The 16,155-nt window shown below is 49.9% G+C and carries 19 protein-coding genes; 17 read left to right on the top strand and 2 right to left on the bottom strand.

Annotation, left to right across the window (positions count from 1 at the left end; all coding sequences use genetic code 11):
* Nucleotides 1–78 precede the first annotated feature (78 nt).
* Nucleotides 79–1,386 carry an adenosylmethionine--8-amino-7-oxononanoate transaminase gene (locus JU82_RS10880; protein ID WP_037950592.1) on the top strand — a complete coding sequence of 436 codons (1,308 nt, stop codon included), beginning with the start codon at nucleotides 79–81 and terminating at the stop codon, nucleotides 1,384–1,386.
* Here the strand turns inward: JU82_RS10880 and JU82_RS10875 are convergent.
* Nucleotides 1,372–1,962: a class II aldolase and adducin N-terminal domain-containing protein gene (locus tag JU82_RS10875; protein ID WP_037950590.1), complete on the bottom strand. Its 591-nt coding sequence runs from the start codon at nucleotides 1,960–1,962 to the stop codon at nucleotides 1,372–1,374. The genes JU82_RS10880 and JU82_RS10875 overlap by 15 nt on opposite strands.
* 48 nt (nucleotides 1,963–2,010) lie before the next feature.
* On the opposite strand from JU82_RS10875, the gene JU82_RS10870 reads away from it, so the two are divergent.
* The 16 genes from JU82_RS10870 (at nucleotide 2,011) to JU82_RS10795 (ending at nucleotide 15,711) form a co-directional block, all read left to right on the top strand.
* Nucleotides 2,011–2,892 carry a LysR substrate-binding domain-containing protein gene (locus JU82_RS10870; RefSeq protein ID WP_037950588.1) on the top strand — a complete coding sequence of 294 codons (882 nt, stop codon included), beginning with the start codon at nucleotides 2,011–2,013 and terminating at the stop codon, nucleotides 2,890–2,892.
* 27 nt (nucleotides 2,893–2,919) lie between these two features.
* Nucleotides 2,920–3,840 carry a 16S rRNA (cytosine(1402)-N(4))-methyltransferase RsmH gene (gene rsmH, locus JU82_RS10865; protein WP_037950586.1) on the top strand — a complete coding sequence of 307 codons (921 nt, stop codon included), beginning with the start codon at nucleotides 2,920–2,922 and terminating at the stop codon, nucleotides 3,838–3,840.
* Entirely contained in the window at nucleotides 3,837–4,115 is a 279-nt protein-coding gene (locus JU82_RS10860; protein WP_037950585.1) for a hypothetical protein, read from the top strand. Before rsmH ends, JU82_RS10860 begins: the two co-directional genes overlap by 4 nt.
* Before the next feature lie 102 nt (nucleotides 4,116–4,217).
* On the top strand, nucleotides 4,218–4,502 hold the full coding sequence (locus tag JU82_RS10855; RefSeq protein WP_037950582.1) for a DUF2018 family protein: 285 nt from the start codon (nucleotides 4,218–4,220) through the stop codon (nucleotides 4,500–4,502).
* Between the two features lie 5 nt (nucleotides 4,503–4,507).
* Complete coding sequence (locus JU82_RS12130; RefSeq protein WP_294892881.1) at nucleotides 4,508–4,915, top strand: hypothetical protein; 408 nt, start codon at nucleotides 4,508–4,510, stop codon at nucleotides 4,913–4,915.
* Nucleotides 4,916–4,923: 8 nt separating this feature from the next.
* Entirely contained in the window at nucleotides 4,924–5,814 is an 891-nt protein-coding gene (locus tag JU82_RS10845) for a polyprenyl synthetase family protein (protein ID WP_037950580.1), read from the top strand.
* Nucleotides 5,814–7,106, top strand: coding sequence for a glutamyl-tRNA reductase (gene hemA / locus JU82_RS10840; protein WP_037950577.1), 1,293 nt, complete (start codon nucleotides 5,814–5,816; stop codon nucleotides 7,104–7,106). The genes JU82_RS10845 and hemA overlap by 1 nt, the downstream gene beginning before the upstream one ends.
* A complete protein-coding gene (locus tag JU82_RS10835) occupies nucleotides 7,106–8,809 on the top strand; it encodes a proline--tRNA ligase (protein WP_037950574.1) in 1,704 nt (567 codons plus the stop codon). The genes hemA and JU82_RS10835 overlap by 1 nt, the downstream gene beginning before the upstream one ends.
* Nucleotides 8,806–9,216 carry an FxsA family protein gene (locus JU82_RS10830; protein ID WP_037950572.1) on the top strand — a complete coding sequence of 137 codons (411 nt, stop codon included), beginning with the start codon at nucleotides 8,806–8,808 and terminating at the stop codon, nucleotides 9,214–9,216. The genes JU82_RS10835 and JU82_RS10830 overlap by 4 nt, the downstream gene beginning before the upstream one ends.
* The gene (locus tag JU82_RS10825) at nucleotides 9,170–10,006 is read left to right on the top strand and encodes a DsbA family protein (protein WP_037950570.1); all 837 of its coding nucleotides are present in this window, start codon (nucleotides 9,170–9,172) and stop codon (nucleotides 10,004–10,006) included. The genes JU82_RS10830 and JU82_RS10825 overlap by 47 nt, the downstream gene beginning before the upstream one ends.
* A gap of 3 nt (nucleotides 10,007–10,009) precedes the next feature.
* Nucleotides 10,010–10,957, top strand: coding sequence for a hydroxymethylbilane synthase (hemC, locus tag JU82_RS10820; RefSeq protein WP_037950569.1), 948 nt, complete (start codon nucleotides 10,010–10,012; stop codon nucleotides 10,955–10,957).
* 2 nt (nucleotides 10,958–10,959) lie between these two features.
* A complete protein-coding gene (locus JU82_RS10815; protein ID WP_037950703.1) occupies nucleotides 10,960–12,777 on the top strand; it encodes a menaquinone biosynthesis decarboxylase in 1,818 nt (605 codons plus the stop codon).
* 66 nt (nucleotides 12,778–12,843) lie between these two features.
* Entirely contained in the window at nucleotides 12,844–13,179 is a 336-nt protein-coding gene (locus JU82_RS10810; RefSeq protein ID WP_037950566.1) for a cytochrome c, read from the top strand.
* 91 nt (nucleotides 13,180–13,270) lie between these two features.
* Nucleotides 13,271–14,656: an argininosuccinate lyase gene (gene argH, locus JU82_RS10805; RefSeq protein ID WP_037950564.1), complete on the top strand. Its 1,386-nt coding sequence runs from the start codon at nucleotides 13,271–13,273 to the stop codon at nucleotides 14,654–14,656.
* Nucleotides 14,653–15,117 carry an OsmC family protein gene (locus JU82_RS10800; RefSeq protein WP_037950561.1) on the top strand — a complete coding sequence of 155 codons (465 nt, stop codon included), beginning with the start codon at nucleotides 14,653–14,655 and terminating at the stop codon, nucleotides 15,115–15,117. The genes argH and JU82_RS10800 overlap by 4 nt, the downstream gene beginning before the upstream one ends.
* A 36-nt stretch (nucleotides 15,118–15,153) precedes the next feature.
* The gene (locus tag JU82_RS10795) at nucleotides 15,154–15,711 is read left to right on the top strand and encodes an NAD(P)H-dependent oxidoreductase (protein ID WP_037950559.1); all 558 of its coding nucleotides are present in this window, start codon (nucleotides 15,154–15,156) and stop codon (nucleotides 15,709–15,711) included.
* Here the strand turns inward: JU82_RS10795 and JU82_RS10790 are convergent.
* On the bottom strand, nucleotides 15,708–16,064 hold the full coding sequence (locus JU82_RS10790) for a histidine triad nucleotide-binding protein (RefSeq protein WP_037950553.1): 357 nt from the start codon (nucleotides 16,062–16,064) through the stop codon (nucleotides 15,708–15,710). The two genes, JU82_RS10795 and JU82_RS10790, sit on opposite strands and share 4 nt — an antisense overlap.
* Nucleotides 16,065–16,155 lie beyond the last annotated feature (91 nt).

The following is a 16,155-nucleotide window of genomic DNA, read 5'->3' as shown; positions in this document are numbered from 1 at the left end:
TTTACCATTAAACTTGGATGAAAAGAGACTCCGGCTAACGCGTGTTATCACATTATAACCCAAAAATGAGAGGTTTCCATGAATAATATCCAAATGGCGCAACGTGACTTGAAAGTTTTGTGGCATCCGTGCACGCAGATGAAAGATCACGAAACGCTTCCGATGACTCCGATAGCGAAAGGGGAAGGGGTGTATCTGGAGGATTTCGAGGGCAACCGTTACATCGATGCAATCAGCAGTTGGTGGGTCAACCTCTTCGGTCACTCCAACCCTTACATCAACCAAAAAATCAAAGAACAGCTCGAAACGCTTGAACACGTGATTTTGGCCGGGTTTACCCACGAAGGGGTTGTGCGGCTTTCCGAGCGGCTGGTCAAACTTTCCCCCGAAGGGCTAACGCGATGTTTTTATGCGGACAACGGTTCCAGTGCCATTGAAGTAGCCCTCAAAATGAGCTACCATTTTCACCGTAACCGGGGAGACGAACGCCCTTTGTTTGTCTCGCTTTCGGAAAGCTATCACGGCGAGACTCTGGGGGCGTTGGCGGTCGGGGATGTGGCGTTGTACAAAGAGACCTACGAGCCGCTGCTGATCCGTTCCGTACAGACCCAAACACCGCGGGATCAGAGCATTGAAGCGGCTCTAGAAGCGGCAGAGGCTTTCGCGGCGCTTTTGCGCGAAAGGGGATCGGAGATTTCGGCGTTGATCGTCGAGCCGCTGGTGCAGTGCGCGGGGGGGATGAAAATGTATCATCCCCGTTTTTTGACCGAGGCGAAGCGTCTGTGCGAAGAAAACGGCATCCATTTTATTGCCGATGAAATCGCAGTCGGATTCGGTCGGACGGGGACACTTTTCGCCTGCGAACAAGCAGGGATAAGCCCCGACTTTATGGCGCTTTCCAAAGGACTTACCGGAGGATACCTGCCGTTATCGGTCGTGTTGACGACGGATGACGTTTACGGGGCGTTTTATTGTGATTACGATCCCGTCCGTTCTTTTTTGCACTCACACAGTTATACGGGGAATGCACTCGCATGTGCCGCTGCCAACGCAACGCTCGATATTTTTGAAACGGAAGGTGTTATAGAAAATAACCGCCGCATGAGTGGCCTGGTGGCCAAAGAGCTTAAACGCTTTTCACGGTTCAAACAGGTCAAAGAAGTACGCCAATGCGGCATGATCGCCGCGATTGAGCTGGAAGGATTTGACCCCAAAGAACGGATCGGGCTGAAAATCCACCAGTTCTGTCTCGATCGGGGCGTTTTGATCCGGCCGTTAGGGGGCGTTATTTATGTCATGGCCCCGTATGTGATTACCGAAAGCGAAATAATACGTGTTTTTGACGCGATAGAAGGGGCGATTGCATCGGTTTCAGTCGATGTCTAACCGCGCTTGAGAATGATCGAGCATCAGAATGCGGCAGCTGCGCTCGAGGATGGAAAGCTGCCGTACCATTGAATGGATGTCGCGGCTGAAGGCGTAAACACCGTATCCGCGTATCACCATGATCGATGTATTGTTTTGCTGAAAATATTGCGGAATCTCGCTGACGGCACGTTCGTACCAGTCGTCGAATTTTTTAGGGTCGTAGATCGGGATTTTGCCAAACTCTTTGAAGCCGAAATAATCATTGGGGATGATGATGCTGTGGTTAAGCGAAAAGGCGGTTGTAAAGGGGGGCATCGTAAAGGTGATGAATTTGGCGTCGGAGATCTGTCGGTAAATACCGTGGTGGATTGATGCGTCGATGCTGGCGTCTTTCCAGCGGTAGTCTTTGTTGTAAAACAGATCGATGAGGCTGTTTTCCCCGATGGAGTCGAAAATGGCATTTTTCGTATTGATCGTGAATTGATTGGTATCGAGCTTGGCCGAAAGAGAGCCGTGATAAATGCCGAAAAAATCTTTTCGGAACATCGATAGCGCGAATGCGGCAAGCTGGCGTTTCAAGTTTTGTTTGTCCATGAAAAGGATTTTAGCATATAATAGTGCACAATAGAGGGGTCAAAAGAGATGTTTACACTGCGCCAACTGGAAATTTTTGTGGCTTTGTCCGAGTCTTCAAGGGTCATCGATGTCGCTGAACATCTGGCGATGAGCCCTTCGGCTGTATCCATGGCGGTACGGGAACTGGAAAAAGATTCGGGCGAAGAGCTGTTCGAGCGGATCGGAAAGCGGCTGGTTTTGAATGAACGCGGGCGTTATTTTTACGATCATGCCAAAGAGATCGTCGAAAAGTCGCATCGTCTGTTTGAGACGTTTCGGGCTGAATCGAGTGGAGGGCATCTGCATCTGGCAGCGAGTGTTACGATCAGCAACTACCTGCTTCCGCAGTGGATCGGTGATTATCGTACCCGAAACGCTACGGTAAAGGTGTCTCTTAAAACGGCTAACAGCACCGACGTCATCGAGATGGTGCGCAGCGGCATCTGCGATTTGGGATTTATCGAAGGAAAATTCGAAGAGAATGATCTCGAGTCGCTGCGTCTTATGAGTGATGAGCTGGTGGTTGTGGGGAGCGATCCCGCCTTGGGGCAAAGGGCGTATTATATTGACGAACTGGTTTCCAAACGCTGGGTATTGCGAGAGAGGGGATCGGGAACCCGCGAAATTTTTCTCTCACAGATCGCCCCGATCGATAAAGAGCTGAATATCGACATGGAATTTGAACACAACGAGGCGATTAAACGGTATCTGACCCACGATAAAGAAGCGCTCTCATGCCTGCCGAAACTAAGTGTTGCCGACGAGCTTGCGCAAAAGAAAATGTTTGAGGCCCAAATCACCGCCCACCGGTTCGAACGGGAATTTCGTCTGATTTGGCGCAAAGAAAAGACGGTCACCCGTGTTATGAGTGATTTTAAACGATATGTTAGTGAGCTTAGGGTAGTATAAGGCCCAAAAAATCCCGAAGGAAGCAGTGTGCAGGAGATCCCCCATATCCCCGTTTTGTACCGTGAAGTGATTGACGCGTTTGCGCCCTGCACGAAGGGGATTATAGTCGATTGCACTATGGGGTACGGCGGCCATTCGTCATTATTGCTGGAGGGTTACCCGCAGGTTTCGCTGATCGGCATCGATCAGGATCCGACGGCGATTGAATTTTCTTCGCGCAGACTTGAGCCTTTCGGCAAACGGGCCGAAATCCGGCGGGGCCGCTTTTCAGACGTTGCGAAACAGGTAATTGCCGAGCGGGGAGAAGAACTCTGCGGCATTTTGGCCGACATCGGAGTTTCGTCACTTCAACTGGATCAACGCGAACGGGGGTTTTCGTACGAGAGCGATACGCTAGATATGCGGATGAACCCTGATGCACCGCTGAGCGCGGCAGAAGTGGTCAATACCTATTCGCAAAGCGAACTTGAGACCATTTTACGCGAGTATGGGGAAGTGAGCAATGCCCGCCGCGTCGCCGAAACAATCGTTCAGCGCCGGCCGTTCGGATCGGCGAAAGAACTCTCCAATGCCATTTTCCATCTGATGCCGAAGGGAAAAAAAATTCATCCTTCCACATTGGTGATGCAGGCTATTCGAATCGAAGTCAACGATGAGCTGGGGGAATTGGAACGGCTACTGGATGCGGTCGAGCTTTCCTCAATCCGTCGGCTTCGCGTAGCGATTATCACGTTTCACTCTCTGGAAGACCGGATCGTCAAAAACCGTTTTTCGAAGTGGTCGAAGAACTGCATCTGTCCTGCTGAAGCGATGCGCTGCACCTGCGGAAACAATCATGCGATCGGCAAGGTTGTCACGAAAAAACCGTTGAGTGCCCAAGAGGATGAATTGCGATCCAACCCCCGAAGCCGAAGCGCAAAACTACGGATATTCGAGATTCAACGATGAGCGATAAACACGATATTTTAGAAGAAACGCGGGAGATCATCGCCCCGGATGATTCGATGGGGCTGCTTTTTTTGCGGAATGTATTTGTCGGAGTATTTTTGATTCTGATTGTTGTATTTCCCAAAATCTTTATCAATACCCAAATCTATTTCAAAAGCCGGGAAATATCGACATTGAGTCACGAGCATGACGCGCTGATGGAAGAAAACCGTCTGATCAAGGCCAAAGTCGAAGCGCTCAAATACAAAAATGAGATTTTGGATACGCAGTTCTGAATTTTCCCTGTCGCGTATTGTCCATCGCATCAACTAAGAATTGTGGTGGTATAATCGCGATCCAAATACCGAAACAATTTCGGTATGCACTTGGAGGATACCATGTATAATTTGTTCGAAGACGAAGACGATATTTTCCAAGGTTCGCCCAAAAGCAAATTTCTGGACATCGTATTCAATGCCAATCGTGATTTGGTTCATGCCGAATTGGAACGTGTTATGAACCGTATGGCTGTTTTGGAATTGCTGATGCAGGAACACTACGGTGAAGAGGGAATCGACCGTGTCATTAAAAGTGCTTTGTTCGAACGTGCCGATGAGGTAGAATTCATGACAAAAAATCTTTACATCGAATCGGTCGGAAACGTATTGACCCAAAACGAGTAGATTCAGTGAAAAAATTCTTTGCATGTCTGGCGATATCGGCGATTTGGCTGTATGCCGCCCCATGGAGAGAATCGAAAAGCTTTACGCTCCAAAAGGATCAGCCGGTTAAAGTGCTGGTGAAAGGGGAAGGGCAAGAACGCCTTCTCAGCTTTCGCTGGACTCTCTATACCGATAAGGCATTGGTCGTTCATGAAAATTTTGATCGGTTTGTGGGACAGCATATCTTGTATGCGTCACATACCAATCAAAGCTTTCGAAAACGGTTGCTCCCGGCCAAAAAAAACGAGAGAGATGCTCCCTACGTCATTATCGTGTTCAAACAGTTTGACGAAGGGGCAAAAACGGCGCGAATGGATCTGTTGCTGATCGATAAAGAGAAGCGTGTAGAGCTCGAGTATTTAACGGAGAAGTGATTTAGAGGATGTTGGAAAAGGTAGAAACACTCATTGCCAAGCTGGTCGACGAAGTCGGTTATCCCAAGGCGGCTGAATTATTTGCAAAACTTTCAGGGGGAAAACGGCTTCGTGCGCGGCTGATATTGACGATAGCTCCCGAGGCAGCTCACGCTCCGCTTTTGGGCGCGATTGTCGAGTTGATTCATGCGGCGAGCCTGCTGCATGATGATGTCATTGACGAAGCGATGCTGCGCCGCGGCGTTGCTTCGGTTAATGCAACTCACGGCAGCAAAGTGGCTATTATGCTTGGAGATATCCTCTACTCAAAAGCGTTCAGCGAACTTACCGCTTTTGACCCTGCTATCGCGCGCAGTATTGCCGAATCGGTCACACGTCTCTCTGTCGGGGAAATGATGGATGTCGAGATGGCCGATGCGTTTAATACCGACCGAGACCTTTATCTCAAAATGCTCTATCTCAAAACGGCGACGTTGATCGAAGCGGCCGCATTTTCGGCGGCCGTTTTGGCCGACAAGAATGCGCAAGCGTACGCAACGTACGGAAAAAACCTGGGGCTGGCGTTTCAGATCGTCGATGATATCCTTGATATTACCGCCGACGAGGCGACGCTCGGCAAGCCGTCATTGAACGATTTTGTGGAGGGAAAAACGACGCTCCCTTATATCGATTTGTACGAGAGCCTGAATGTTTCGGATCAGGAACGCCTTAAAACCTTTCATGCGAAAGTGTTGGGCGATGAAGAAAAAGGGTGGATCCGCTCCAAAATGAACGAACACGGCGTCATAGAACGTTCGTATGCCTATGCTCAAACCTTGTGCGATGAAGCGATTGCGGCCGTCGGCGATGACGTACCGCTTCATGCCATCATCGAAACCGTTCTCAAAAGAAGCCACTGATGCACTATCTTATCGTCAGCTTTTCGCACCGAAACTCGACGCTCGCCATCCGGGAAAAACTGGCATTTGTCAACGAATCCGACCAACTCGATGCGTTGGCGGTGCTGGGACGTCACGATGCCATCAGCGAATCGCTGCTCCTCTCTACCTGTAACCGGGTGGAGATTTTCTGCAGCTGTAACAATACCGAAGAAGCGACGGAGGCTATTTTTTCCCTTCTTGCGGCGCGTTCGGGACTCAGCCGAGACGAGCTTCATGAACGGGGGGATATTTTTGACGACGAGGGGTGTATCCATCACCTTTTCAGCGTTGCGAGTTCGCTGGATTCGATGGTTGTTGGGGAGACACAGATCGCCGGGCAGCTTAAAGACGCGTTTAAACTCTCTGCCGAAAAAGGGTTTTCGGCTCAAAAAATTTCCCGTGCGATGAATTTTGCGTTCAAATGTGCCGCAGAGGTACGCAATGCTACGAATATCTCCTCGAAACCGGTTTCGGTTGCCAGCGTTGCGGTTGCCAAGGCAAAGGAGAGCATCGGAAATCTTGAGGGGAAAAAAGCACTCGTTATCGGGTCCGGGGAAATGTCGGTCATCACCTGCAAACATTTGAGCGCGCAAGGCGTGGATGTGACAATGATGAATCGGACGTTCGAAAAAGCCGAAGAGATCGCGCGTGAATGCAATGCCCGCGTTCGGTCGTTCGAGGAGATCGCATACGCTATCAATGAATACGAACTGCTCTTCACCTCGACAGGCTCGATTCAGCCGATCATCACCGAAGAGATGGTCAAAACCGTTCCGTTCCGGCGGCACTGGTTTGATATGGCCGTACCCCGCGATATCGAATGCGAAGCCTCGAACTGGAACATTGCTCTGTATTACGTTGATGACTTGCAGGAAATTGTGAGTGAGAACATTGCATTGCGCGAAGATGAAGCCAAAGTCTCCTACGTGATCATCCGCCGTCACGTCGCCATGTTTTTCGAATGGCTCAAAACCCTCTCAATCGAGCCGTTGATCAAAAGCCTCTATTTACGGGCCGAAGAAGCGGCGGATGCCGAAGCCTCAAGGGTCATTCAAAACGGTTATATCCCCGAAGAATACGAACACGCCGTCCGCAAAGCCGCGATCCAGACGCTAAAGCGGTTCTTGCACCCGTTTGCCCAGAGGATGCGCGACGGTTCCGATCCTTTAAAAGTAGACGCCCTGATCGAATCGATGAATTTTTTAACGGAAAACGATGAGGGATCCGATCTCTCCCGTAAGTCCTGCACCTATCACACGAAAGGAAAATGATGCGTTTTAGCAAAGCCTATATCCCAACCACCAAAGAATCCCCAAAAGATGCCCAGCTGCCAAGCCATATCTATCTCTCACGCGCCGGGTTTATCGCTCAGGTCGCCAGCGGTTTGTACAACTTTTTGCCGCTCGGCAAACGGGTACTTCGAAAGATCGAGACGATTATCAATGAAGAAATGGCTGCATGCGGCGCGCTTGAAGTCGATCTGAGTTTCGTTACTCCGGCCGAACTATGGGAAGAGAGCGGCCGTATCGAAAAATTCGGCAAAGAACTTCTCCGTTTCCGTGACCGTAAAGAAAATCTGTTTGTTCTGGGGCCGACCCACGAAGAGATGATGGTCAATATCGTCCGCAACCGGGTCACCAGCTACAAACAGCTCCCATTGAACGTGTATCAGATCAAAACCAAATTCCGTGATGAAGCACGTCCCCGATTCGGACTGATGCGCGCTCGTGAATTCGTCATGAAAGACGGGTACAGTTTTCACGCTTCCACCGAAGACCTTGATCGTGAATTTGACGCGATGGAAGCGGCATACAAAAGGGTTCTGGAACGACTGGGGCTGAAATTCCGGATTGTTGAAGCCGACAGCGGAGCCATCGGCGGGACAGGCTCCAAAGAACTGATGGTATTGGCCCAGAGCGGTGAAGATACGCTTGCAGTGTGCGATACGTGCGAATACGGTGCCAATGTCGAAGCGGCCCGCCGCGCACCGCGAACCGATATTCCTGCCGCCCCTGAAGCCGATTTCGCCCGGTTTAAAACGCCGGGGATCAAATCGATCGATGATTTGAGCGCGTTTTTTCATGCGGATCCGTATTACACCCTCAAAGCAGTCGTTCTGCGTGCCGTCTATACCGAGGGGAGCGAACTGGTCTGTTTCTTCCTTCGCGGGTGCGACGAACTTCAGGAGGTCAAAGCGCGTAACAGCGTCGGGGCAATCGATCTGGTCGATGCGAGCGAAGCAGAACTAAGCGAGATCGGATTGGTTCCGGGATTCATCGGGCCGCTGGATCAGGACAAAATACGCATCGTGATGGACAATGATACCCGCAATGCGACGGCAATGATTTGCGGAGCCAACGAAGCGGATTATCATTTTGTCGGCGTTGATCTAGGCGTCATGAACGAGGCCCATTTCGCCGATCTCGCCGCGGTGCAGGAAGGGGACGGATGTCCGAACTGCAGCGGAAAACTGCTTCATACCAAAGGGATCGAAGTCGGTCATATCTTCAAACTCGGGACCGTTTATTCCGCACCGCTCAAAGCGGAATTCCTGGATGAGAACGGCCGCTCGCAGCCGTTTATCATGGGAACGTACGGGATGGGGGTGAGCCGTCTGGTCGCCGCCGTTATCGAGCAGCACCACGACGATCGCGGGTGCATCTGGACCCCTTCGACGGCACCGTATCTGGTGAATGTCATGGTATCGAACGTCAAAGAAGAGGCGCATCTTGCCTACGCTGAAACACTGTATGAGGCTTTGCAAAAACAAGGCATTGAAACGATTCTGGACGACCGTAAAGAGCGTTTCGGCTTCAAAATGTCCGATGCCGAACTGATCGGCTTTCCGTATACGGTGATTGTCGGGAAAGAACTCGACAACGGTTCGGTGCAGATCATGATCCGCAGTACGCGCGAGATGATTACCGTGGATGCGGATAAAGTAATCGATACCATCGGGGAACTCGTACAATGATCTATTTTTTGATCTACCTCTTTGCAGAGGTGATCGTTACGGTTGACATTGCTACCCGCATCGGGGGGATGGCAACCTTTTTGGAGATTGTCGGGAGTGCTATGGTGGGCATTTTCGTTCTCCTAAACTTCCGCCACACGCTGGCTGAAAACCTGTATGCGTTGCAGATGCGTAAGATTGACGTGCAAGGATTTACAAATCGTAATATAATGACTCTTCTGGGCGCTTTTTTACTGATTGTTCCCGGCTTTGTCAGCGATCTGATCGGACTTGTATTACTGTTTTCTTTATTCGGTTCGTTTCTCGTTAACCGTTTTGGGCGAAAATATGAGCCACCAACCCCACCACAAAAGGATGAATATGTCATTGATGCCGAAATTATCGACGATACTCCTACTCTCCGCTAGTGTTTTTGCCGCCACCGATGCGGAAGTCGTTGCTTTTTTGAAAAAAGGGATCGGAAACAATCCCGCCGTTAGCAACCTGAACATAGAAGTCAACGGCAAAAAGCCGGTCCCTTCCATGAGCGGGTGGCAGGCTTATTTTATCAGCATCGAAGCCGATGTCAAACAAGGGAATGAAAAACGCCGGATCAATCAAAACGGCACGTATTTCGTCAACGGCGATATTATCGCGCCGGAACTTGTGAACCTGAAAACGGGAATGCGCTATAACGATACGGTGACTCCTGATTTCAACGCGGCATTTTATACCAAAGAAAACCGTATCAGCGGAGACGCGAATGCCACCCATAAAGTCGCCATTTTTTCCGATCCGTTGTGTCCGTTTTGCCGCCGTTATGTTCCTGAAGCGCTATCGTATATGGCGAAATATCCCAAAACGTTTGCCGTCTATTATTATCATCTCCCGCTGGCCGGTTTGCATCCTGCGGCGGTTACGTTGACCAAAGCGGCTATTGTTGCGGAAGAAGAGGGGATGAAGAATGCCGTCATGAAACTTTATACCGTCGATATTGATGCAAACGAGAAAAACGAGCAGAAAATTCTTGATGCGTTCAACAAGGCAACGGGTGCAAAAGTCTCTACCGGCGATATCCGACGTCCTTCTGTAGCCAAACAGTTTGAATTCGACCGAAAGGTTGCCGCCGATATGATCGTGTCCGGAACACCGACCGTCTTTTTTAACGGCGAAAAAGACCCTAAAAAAATGAAATATAAAGAAGTAAAGGTTAAATAATCGATGAAAAAATTGACCATCGCGACCCGCGGAAGTAAACTAGCCCTATGGCAATCAAACCATATCAAATCGGTCATCGAATCGAATTTTCCCGAGGTTTCGGTCGAACTGAAAATCATCATCACCTCGGGTGACAAGATTTTGGATGTTCCGTTGGCCAAAATTGGGGGAAAAGGGTTATTTCTAAAAGAGATCGAAGAGTCGATGCTCCGCGGTGAAGCACAGATGGCGGTCCATTCGCTCAAAGACGTTCCCACGGTTATGCCTGAGGGATTGCTGCTTTCAGCGATTACGGTGCGTGAGGATGTTCGTGATGCGATGCTGAGCGAAAAATATCCCGATATTGCGTCATTGCCGCAAGGTGCTGTTGTCGGAACTTCGTCGTTACGTCGCCGGATGCAGCTGGCGCTGGAACGTCCTGATCTCATTATCAAAGATTTGCGCGGAAATGTCGATACCCGTATCCGCAAGTTGAAAGAAGGAGAATTTGACGCGATCATCCTTGCCGCAGCGGGGATCAACCGTTTGGGCCTCCACGAATCGGTCAACCATTTTTATCCGATTTCGCTTGACGAGATGCTTCCGGCGATGGGGCAGGGTGCTTTGGGAATCGAAACGGTAAACGAGCCGTGGGTTCTTGAAATCGCCCGCTTTCTCGATGATCGGAACAGCCGCATCGAAACGACCATCGAGCGCGGATTCGTCGATACGCTGCAAGGAGGCTGTCAGGTTCCCATCGGCGTAAGCGCGCGGGTGCAGGCTGATGGCAACGTGATTGTCCGCTCAACATTGGGGATGCCGGATGGAAGCGAAACGATGGGTGATACAATCACGATTTCCAAAGATCAAACGGCAGGAGTCGGCGAAGCAATGGCGGCGCGTCTGATCGAGAAAGGGGCATTGGAATTGCTCAAACGTGCCGAAGCGATGGCAAACGAGGCCAATCAATGACGCTGGAAAAGACGATCGATCTGCTCAAATCGCACGATGAACTTCGTGTCATCAGCGAGCCTATGGATATTTACCTTGAAATCCCCCATTTGGCATATGCCGAGGTGAAAAAGGAAAACGGCGGCAAAGCGCTGCTGTTCACCCATCCGCTTGACCGTAAAAACGGCAAACGTTTCGATACTCCCGTCGTGATGAATCTGTTCGGTTCGTATCGGCGTACGGAACTGCTTTTTGGCCGTGATGTCGAAGGGGTAGCCGAAGAGATCGAAAAACTGCTGCACATGAAGCCGCCGCAAAGTTTCAAAGAAAAAGTCGGAATGCTGGGCGATCTGTTCGCCATGAAGGACATCTTCCCTAAAAAACTTCCCAAGCGGGGAAGCTGTCAGGAAATTGTCAAAGAGGGAGATGACGCCAATCTGTACGATCTTCCGATATTGACGACATGGGAAGAAGACGGCGGGCCGTTCATCACGATGGGGCAGGTATATACTCAAAGTCTTGACGGCGATGTCGTCAATTTGGGGATGTACCGACTGCAGGTTTATGATAAGCACCGTCTCGGGATGCACTGGCAGATTCATAAAGACTCGTCCCATTTCTTCGATCAATACCAGCGCGCCGGCAAAAAAATGCCGGTTTCGATCGCCATCGGCGGCGATCCGCTCTATACGTGGTGCGCAACCGCTCCGTTGCCGTATGGGGTAAATGAACTGCTGCTGTACGGCCTTATCAAAAAAGAGAGTCCGAAACTGGTTGAATCGATTACGACACCGCTGTTTGTTCCCGAAGATGTCGATTTCGTCATCGAAGGGTGGGTTGATCCCGAAAAAATGGCATTGGAAGGGCCTTTCGGCGATCATACGGGGTACTACACCCTCCAAGAGTATTATCCGGTACTGGACGTGAGTGCGATAACCAGCCGTAAAAATCCCTATTATCTGGCGACCGTCGTCGGCAAACCGCCGCTTGAAGACAAATACATGGGATGGGCGACCGAACGGATCTTTTTGCCGCTGCTGAAAACCAATGCGGCCGATTTGATCGATTACCACATGCCCGAAAACGGTGTTTTCCACAATCTGATATTGGCTAAGATGAAGACACTTTACAAAGGGCACGCCAAGCAGTTTATGCATATTTTCTGGGGATCGGGGCAGATGAGTTTTGTTAAACACGCCTTTTTCTTCGGGGAGGATGCCCCGAAGCTGAACAACTACGAAGCGCTGGTCACCTATGCGCTTAATCGTTTCCATCCTAAGTGCCTGTTTGTCTCCGAGGGGATCACGGACGCGCTTGATCACTCCAGCCCTGAAGCGTTGGTCGGAGGGAAACTGGGGATCGATCTGACCGCATCGCTTACAATCGAAGCACCCGATTCTCTGGAAAGTGCCGTCTTGCTGGAAAAACTCTCCGCACTGATCCCCGAAACGGTAAACGTGACTCAGTATATGCGTCATACGGCCAATCCGATCACGGTGATCAGCGTCCGTAAACTCAACCGTTCGATTCGGGAATGTTTCACTGCGCTTGAGGAGTTGAAACGCTATCTGCGGATCGTCGTTTTTGTCGATGAAGCCAAAAATGACATCCATAATCCCTATATGCTGATCTGGAGGGTGAGCAATAATTTGGACGCGCAACGCGACCTCTATCGAAGCGATTCGATTGTCGCGATAGACGGTACGACGAAAACGGCGGTTGACGGATTTGAACGGGAATGGCCGGGTGATGTCGAGTGCACTCCCTCGGTTGTCGAACGGCTGAAAACCATCGGAGTATGGGACCTTGATCCGAAACGGGAAGAAAAGTTCCAACTCTAAGCATTCTATTATAATTAGTAATGTAGTATTAATTTAAATCTTTTTTAACAGGGATAAGCAATTCCGATGCGCACACTATACGCTACAGCTGTTTTCATGCTTTTAGCCGGTTCGACAGTTCTGAGCGCAGCCACCTACAAAGGGCAAAAGATTTACATCGAATCGTGCAAAGAGTGTCACGGCGGAGGACAGGAATTTGCCGGTTCCAAGAAACAGCGGACATGGGGAAAACTGATGGACAATAAAGGCGAAAAACTTGCCGATATCCATCTCTCGTCAAAAAAAGCGACGAATTCGTGGGAATATTTTAAAAGCAGAGCTTTCACAAAAAATGCCCGGCATATCGAAGATTTTCTCGTGGAATACGCATCCGACAGCGGCAACGTTCCCGCCTGTAATTAATCTTTCCGGCACGAAAGTGCCCCGCTCTCATGCTTTCTTCTAAACCAAACTTCGCTAAAATACGCATTATTTATCAAGACTCGGAGATTGTATGAAAAAAATGTGGTCCGGACGTTTCGCACAAGATGCGTCAAAACTTTTGGAACAGTTCAATGCGTCGATCATGTTTGACCGGAAACTCTATCGCGAAGATATCGAAGGTTCCGTTGCTCATGCACAGATGCTGGCCCAGCAGGGGATTTTGACCTCTGATGAACTTCAGGCGATTGAAAAAGGGATGGCACAGGTTTTGAGTGAAATCGAATCGGGTTCGTTCGAATGGAAAATTGCGGATGAAGACCTTCATATGGCGATCGAAAAACGGTTGACCGAAATCATCGGAGAAGCGGGAAAAAAACTTCATACCGCGCGGAGCCGCAACGATCAGGTTGCACTTGATTTTCGCCGCTATGTCTTGCGTAAAAACCGCGAGATCATCGAGCAGATCAAAGAGGTCATGGCCGTCATCGTCGACATTGCCCGTGATCACACGTCCACGCTTCTGCCGGGAATGACGCATCTTCAGCACGCGCAACCGATCAATTTTGCTTTTCATCTGATGGCCTATGCATCGATGTTGAAACGCGACTGCGAGCGCTTCGAAAGCAGTGCGGCACGCAATAACATCTCTCCGATCGGATGTGCGGCATTAGCCGGGACTCCTCATAACATCAATCGCGAAATGACCGCGCAGACTCTTGGATTCGACAGTGTCAGTATTAACTGCCTCGACACGGTGAGCGATCGCGATTTCGCATTGGAAATCTTATTTAACATTTCAACGTTGATGATGCACATTTCGCGTCTTGCCGAAGAGATTATTCTTTGGTCGAGCTATGAATTCCGTTTTGTTGAACTTTCAGACGAGTATTCGACCGGAAGTTCGATCATGCCGCAGAAAAAAAATCCTGACGTGCCCGAACTGCTTCGCGGTAAAACGGGGCGGGTTTACGGCAACCTGATGGGGCTTTTGACCGTCATGAAAGGGCTTCCGCTGGCGTACAACAAAGATACCCAAGAAGATAAAGAAGGGGTATTCGACAGCGTCGAGACGATCGAAATCTCCCTTGAAATCCTTCGCGAAGCGCTTCGCACGATGACGGTCAAACCTCAGAATATGGCCCGTGCGTGCAAGCTTGGACATCTTTCTGCGACCGATCTGGCCGATTACCTAGTCGAGCATTGCGACGTTCCTTTCCGCGAAGCGCATCATATCACCGGACGCGCCGTCGCCCGTGCCGAAGCTCTGGGAATCGATCTGAGCGAAATCGCGTACGAAGAGCTTTATGCGATCGATAACCGTATCAAAGACGATGTGTGCGGGTATCTGTCCATCGAGCATTCGATGAACGCCCGAACGTCGCAAGGCGGAACGGCGGAAGTCCGTACACTCGAGCAGATCATGTATTTTGATCATTTTTTGAAGGATGTTAAATGAAAATAACCGTTTCACATCAGGATGCGATGCGTTTTGAAGCGAAAACAGAAAAAAGCAGTTTTATCATCGACTGCCCTCAAATTTCGCCGATCGAATATTTTCTGAGCGGCATTATTTCCTGCAGCGCCACCGACGTCGTCATGCTGCCGCAAAAGCAGGGGTATGAAGTCAAAAATCTCGAAGTGGACGGCGAAGTCGTGCGCAATGAGACGGCACCGCGTAAATTCAATACCCTGCACCTCGAATACCGTTTCGATTCCAATGCCGACGATACCCTTGCAGCGCGCTGGGTCATGGCGAGTCTGGAAACGTATTGCTCGACAATCAACACGATTCGCGACAGTGTCGTCATCACGTACACGATCAAACATAACGGCAAGACGATCCGCGAAAACGAGAAGATGATCAGCGGCGGCGGGAGCAGCGTTGATTTCGGTTCGCTTCAAGGATGTAACGCTTAAGCTTGACTTGATGGTATCTCTTCCAAAGGAGAATCGATGAAAGTAGTCGCATTTGCGGCCAGCAGCAGTAAAAACTCGATCAATAAAAAGTTAGTAACGTATGCGGCCGGTTTGCTTCGCAATGTCGAAGTCGAGATTCTGGACCTTAACGATTACGAACTTCCGCTTTTCAGCGTGGATCGGGAAGTGCAGCTGGGTCACCCGCCGCTGGCAAAAGACTTTTTTGACAAAATCACCCAAAGCGATGGACTTATTATCTCTTTTGCCGAGCATAACGGTGCCTATACCGCAGCATACAAAAATCTATTCGATTGGTGTTCGCGTATTGACTCGAAAGTGTTTCAAAACAAGCCGATGGTTTTATTGGCCACTTCGCCCGGTGCTCGAGGGGCATCGACGGTGCTCGGCATAGCTACCGCATCGGCTCCCCATTTCGGCGGCTGCGTTAAAGCGAGCGTGTCTGTTCCGAGTTTTATGGAAAATTTTGATGAAATCTCGGGAACGATCACGAATCCTGAACTCCGCGTACAGCTTGAAAATGCGGTCAATTGTCTTTTGAAAGGCCGTTTGGAAACGGCCGGGAACAAGGGTTAAAAGAAGTCTTTCGGATCGGCGTCGGCGAAATGGCCCCATTTGAGTTTCGCACCGCCAAGGATATGGAAATGGAGATGTTTGACTTCTTGCCCGCCGTTGTCTCCGATGTTGCTGATGATGCGGTAGCCGCTCTCATCAATTCCGACCGTTTTGGCAACGTCTTGCATAAAGGTCGCCATTCTTCCCATAACGTCCCCCGGTATCTCTTTAAAACTGTCATAATGGGCTTTCGGGATAGCCAGCACATGGACAGGAGCTTTGGGATTAATGTCATGAAACGCGTAAAATTCTTCGTTTTCGGCTACCGGATTGGAGGGGATCTCTTTGTTGCTGATTTTGCAAAAAATGCACATATTAAAGCCTCTTTTTTTCTTCTCATTGTAGCACAAGTTTCCGAGATGAATCCCGCTTTGAAGCTGTTTATAAAAGAGATTAGATTACAAT

Origin of the sequence: Sulfuricurvum sp. MLSB, assembly GCF_000747095.1 — a bacterium.
In the GTDB taxonomy this organism is placed as follows: Bacteria; Campylobacterota; Campylobacteria; order Campylobacterales; family Sulfurimonadaceae; genus Sulfuricurvum.
This window is presented reverse-complemented; position numbering and strand designations above follow the sequence as displayed.

Bases quoted from the DNA above. Each gene is read 5' to 3' on its own strand.
- JU82_RS10855 (WP_037950582.1), top strand. From the start codon at position 4,218: ATGTATAATTTGTTCGAAGACGAAGACGATATTTTCCAAGGTTCGCCC.
- JU82_RS10845 (WP_037950580.1), top strand. From the start codon at position 4,924: ATGTTGGAAAAGGTAGAAACACTCATTGCCAAGCTGGTCGACGAAGTC.
- JU82_RS10810 (WP_037950566.1), top strand. From the start codon at position 12,844: ATGCGCACACTATACGCTACAGCTGTTTTCATGCTTTTAGCCGGTTCG.
- JU82_RS10825 (WP_037950570.1), top strand. From the start codon at position 9,170: ATGTCATTGATGCCGAAATTATCGACGATACTCCTACTCTCCGCTAGT.
- JU82_RS10795 (WP_037950559.1), top strand. From the start codon at position 15,154: ATGAAAGTAGTCGCATTTGCGGCCAGCAGCAGTAAAAACTCGATCAAT.
- JU82_RS10860 (WP_037950585.1), top strand. From the start codon at position 3,837: ATGAGCGATAAACACGATATTTTAGAAGAAACGCGGGAGATCATCGCC.
- JU82_RS10835 (WP_037950574.1), top strand. From the start codon at position 7,106: ATGCGTTTTAGCAAAGCCTATATCCCAACCACCAAAGAATCCCCAAAA.
- argH (WP_037950564.1), top strand. From the start codon at position 13,271: ATGAAAAAAATGTGGTCCGGACGTTTCGCACAAGATGCGTCAAAACTT.
- JU82_RS10790 (WP_037950553.1), bottom strand. From the start codon at position 16,064: ATGTGCATTTTTTGCAAAATCAGCAACAAAGAGATCCCCTCCAATCCG.
- JU82_RS10800 (WP_037950561.1), top strand. From the start codon at position 14,653: ATGAAAATAACCGTTTCACATCAGGATGCGATGCGTTTTGAAGCGAAA.
- JU82_RS10875 (WP_037950590.1), bottom strand. From the start codon at position 1,962: ATGGACAAACAAAACTTGAAACGCCAGCTTGCCGCATTCGCGCTATCG.
- JU82_RS10880 (WP_037950592.1), top strand. From the start codon at position 79: ATGAATAATATCCAAATGGCGCAACGTGACTTGAAAGTTTTGTGGCAT.
- JU82_RS10870 (WP_037950588.1), top strand. From the start codon at position 2,011: ATGTTTACACTGCGCCAACTGGAAATTTTTGTGGCTTTGTCCGAGTCT.
- JU82_RS10830 (WP_037950572.1), top strand. From the start codon at position 8,806: ATGATCTATTTTTTGATCTACCTCTTTGCAGAGGTGATCGTTACGGTT.
- hemC (WP_037950569.1), top strand. From the start codon at position 10,010: ATGAAAAAATTGACCATCGCGACCCGCGGAAGTAAACTAGCCCTATGG.
- hemA (WP_037950577.1), top strand. From the start codon at position 5,814: ATGCACTATCTTATCGTCAGCTTTTCGCACCGAAACTCGACGCTCGCC.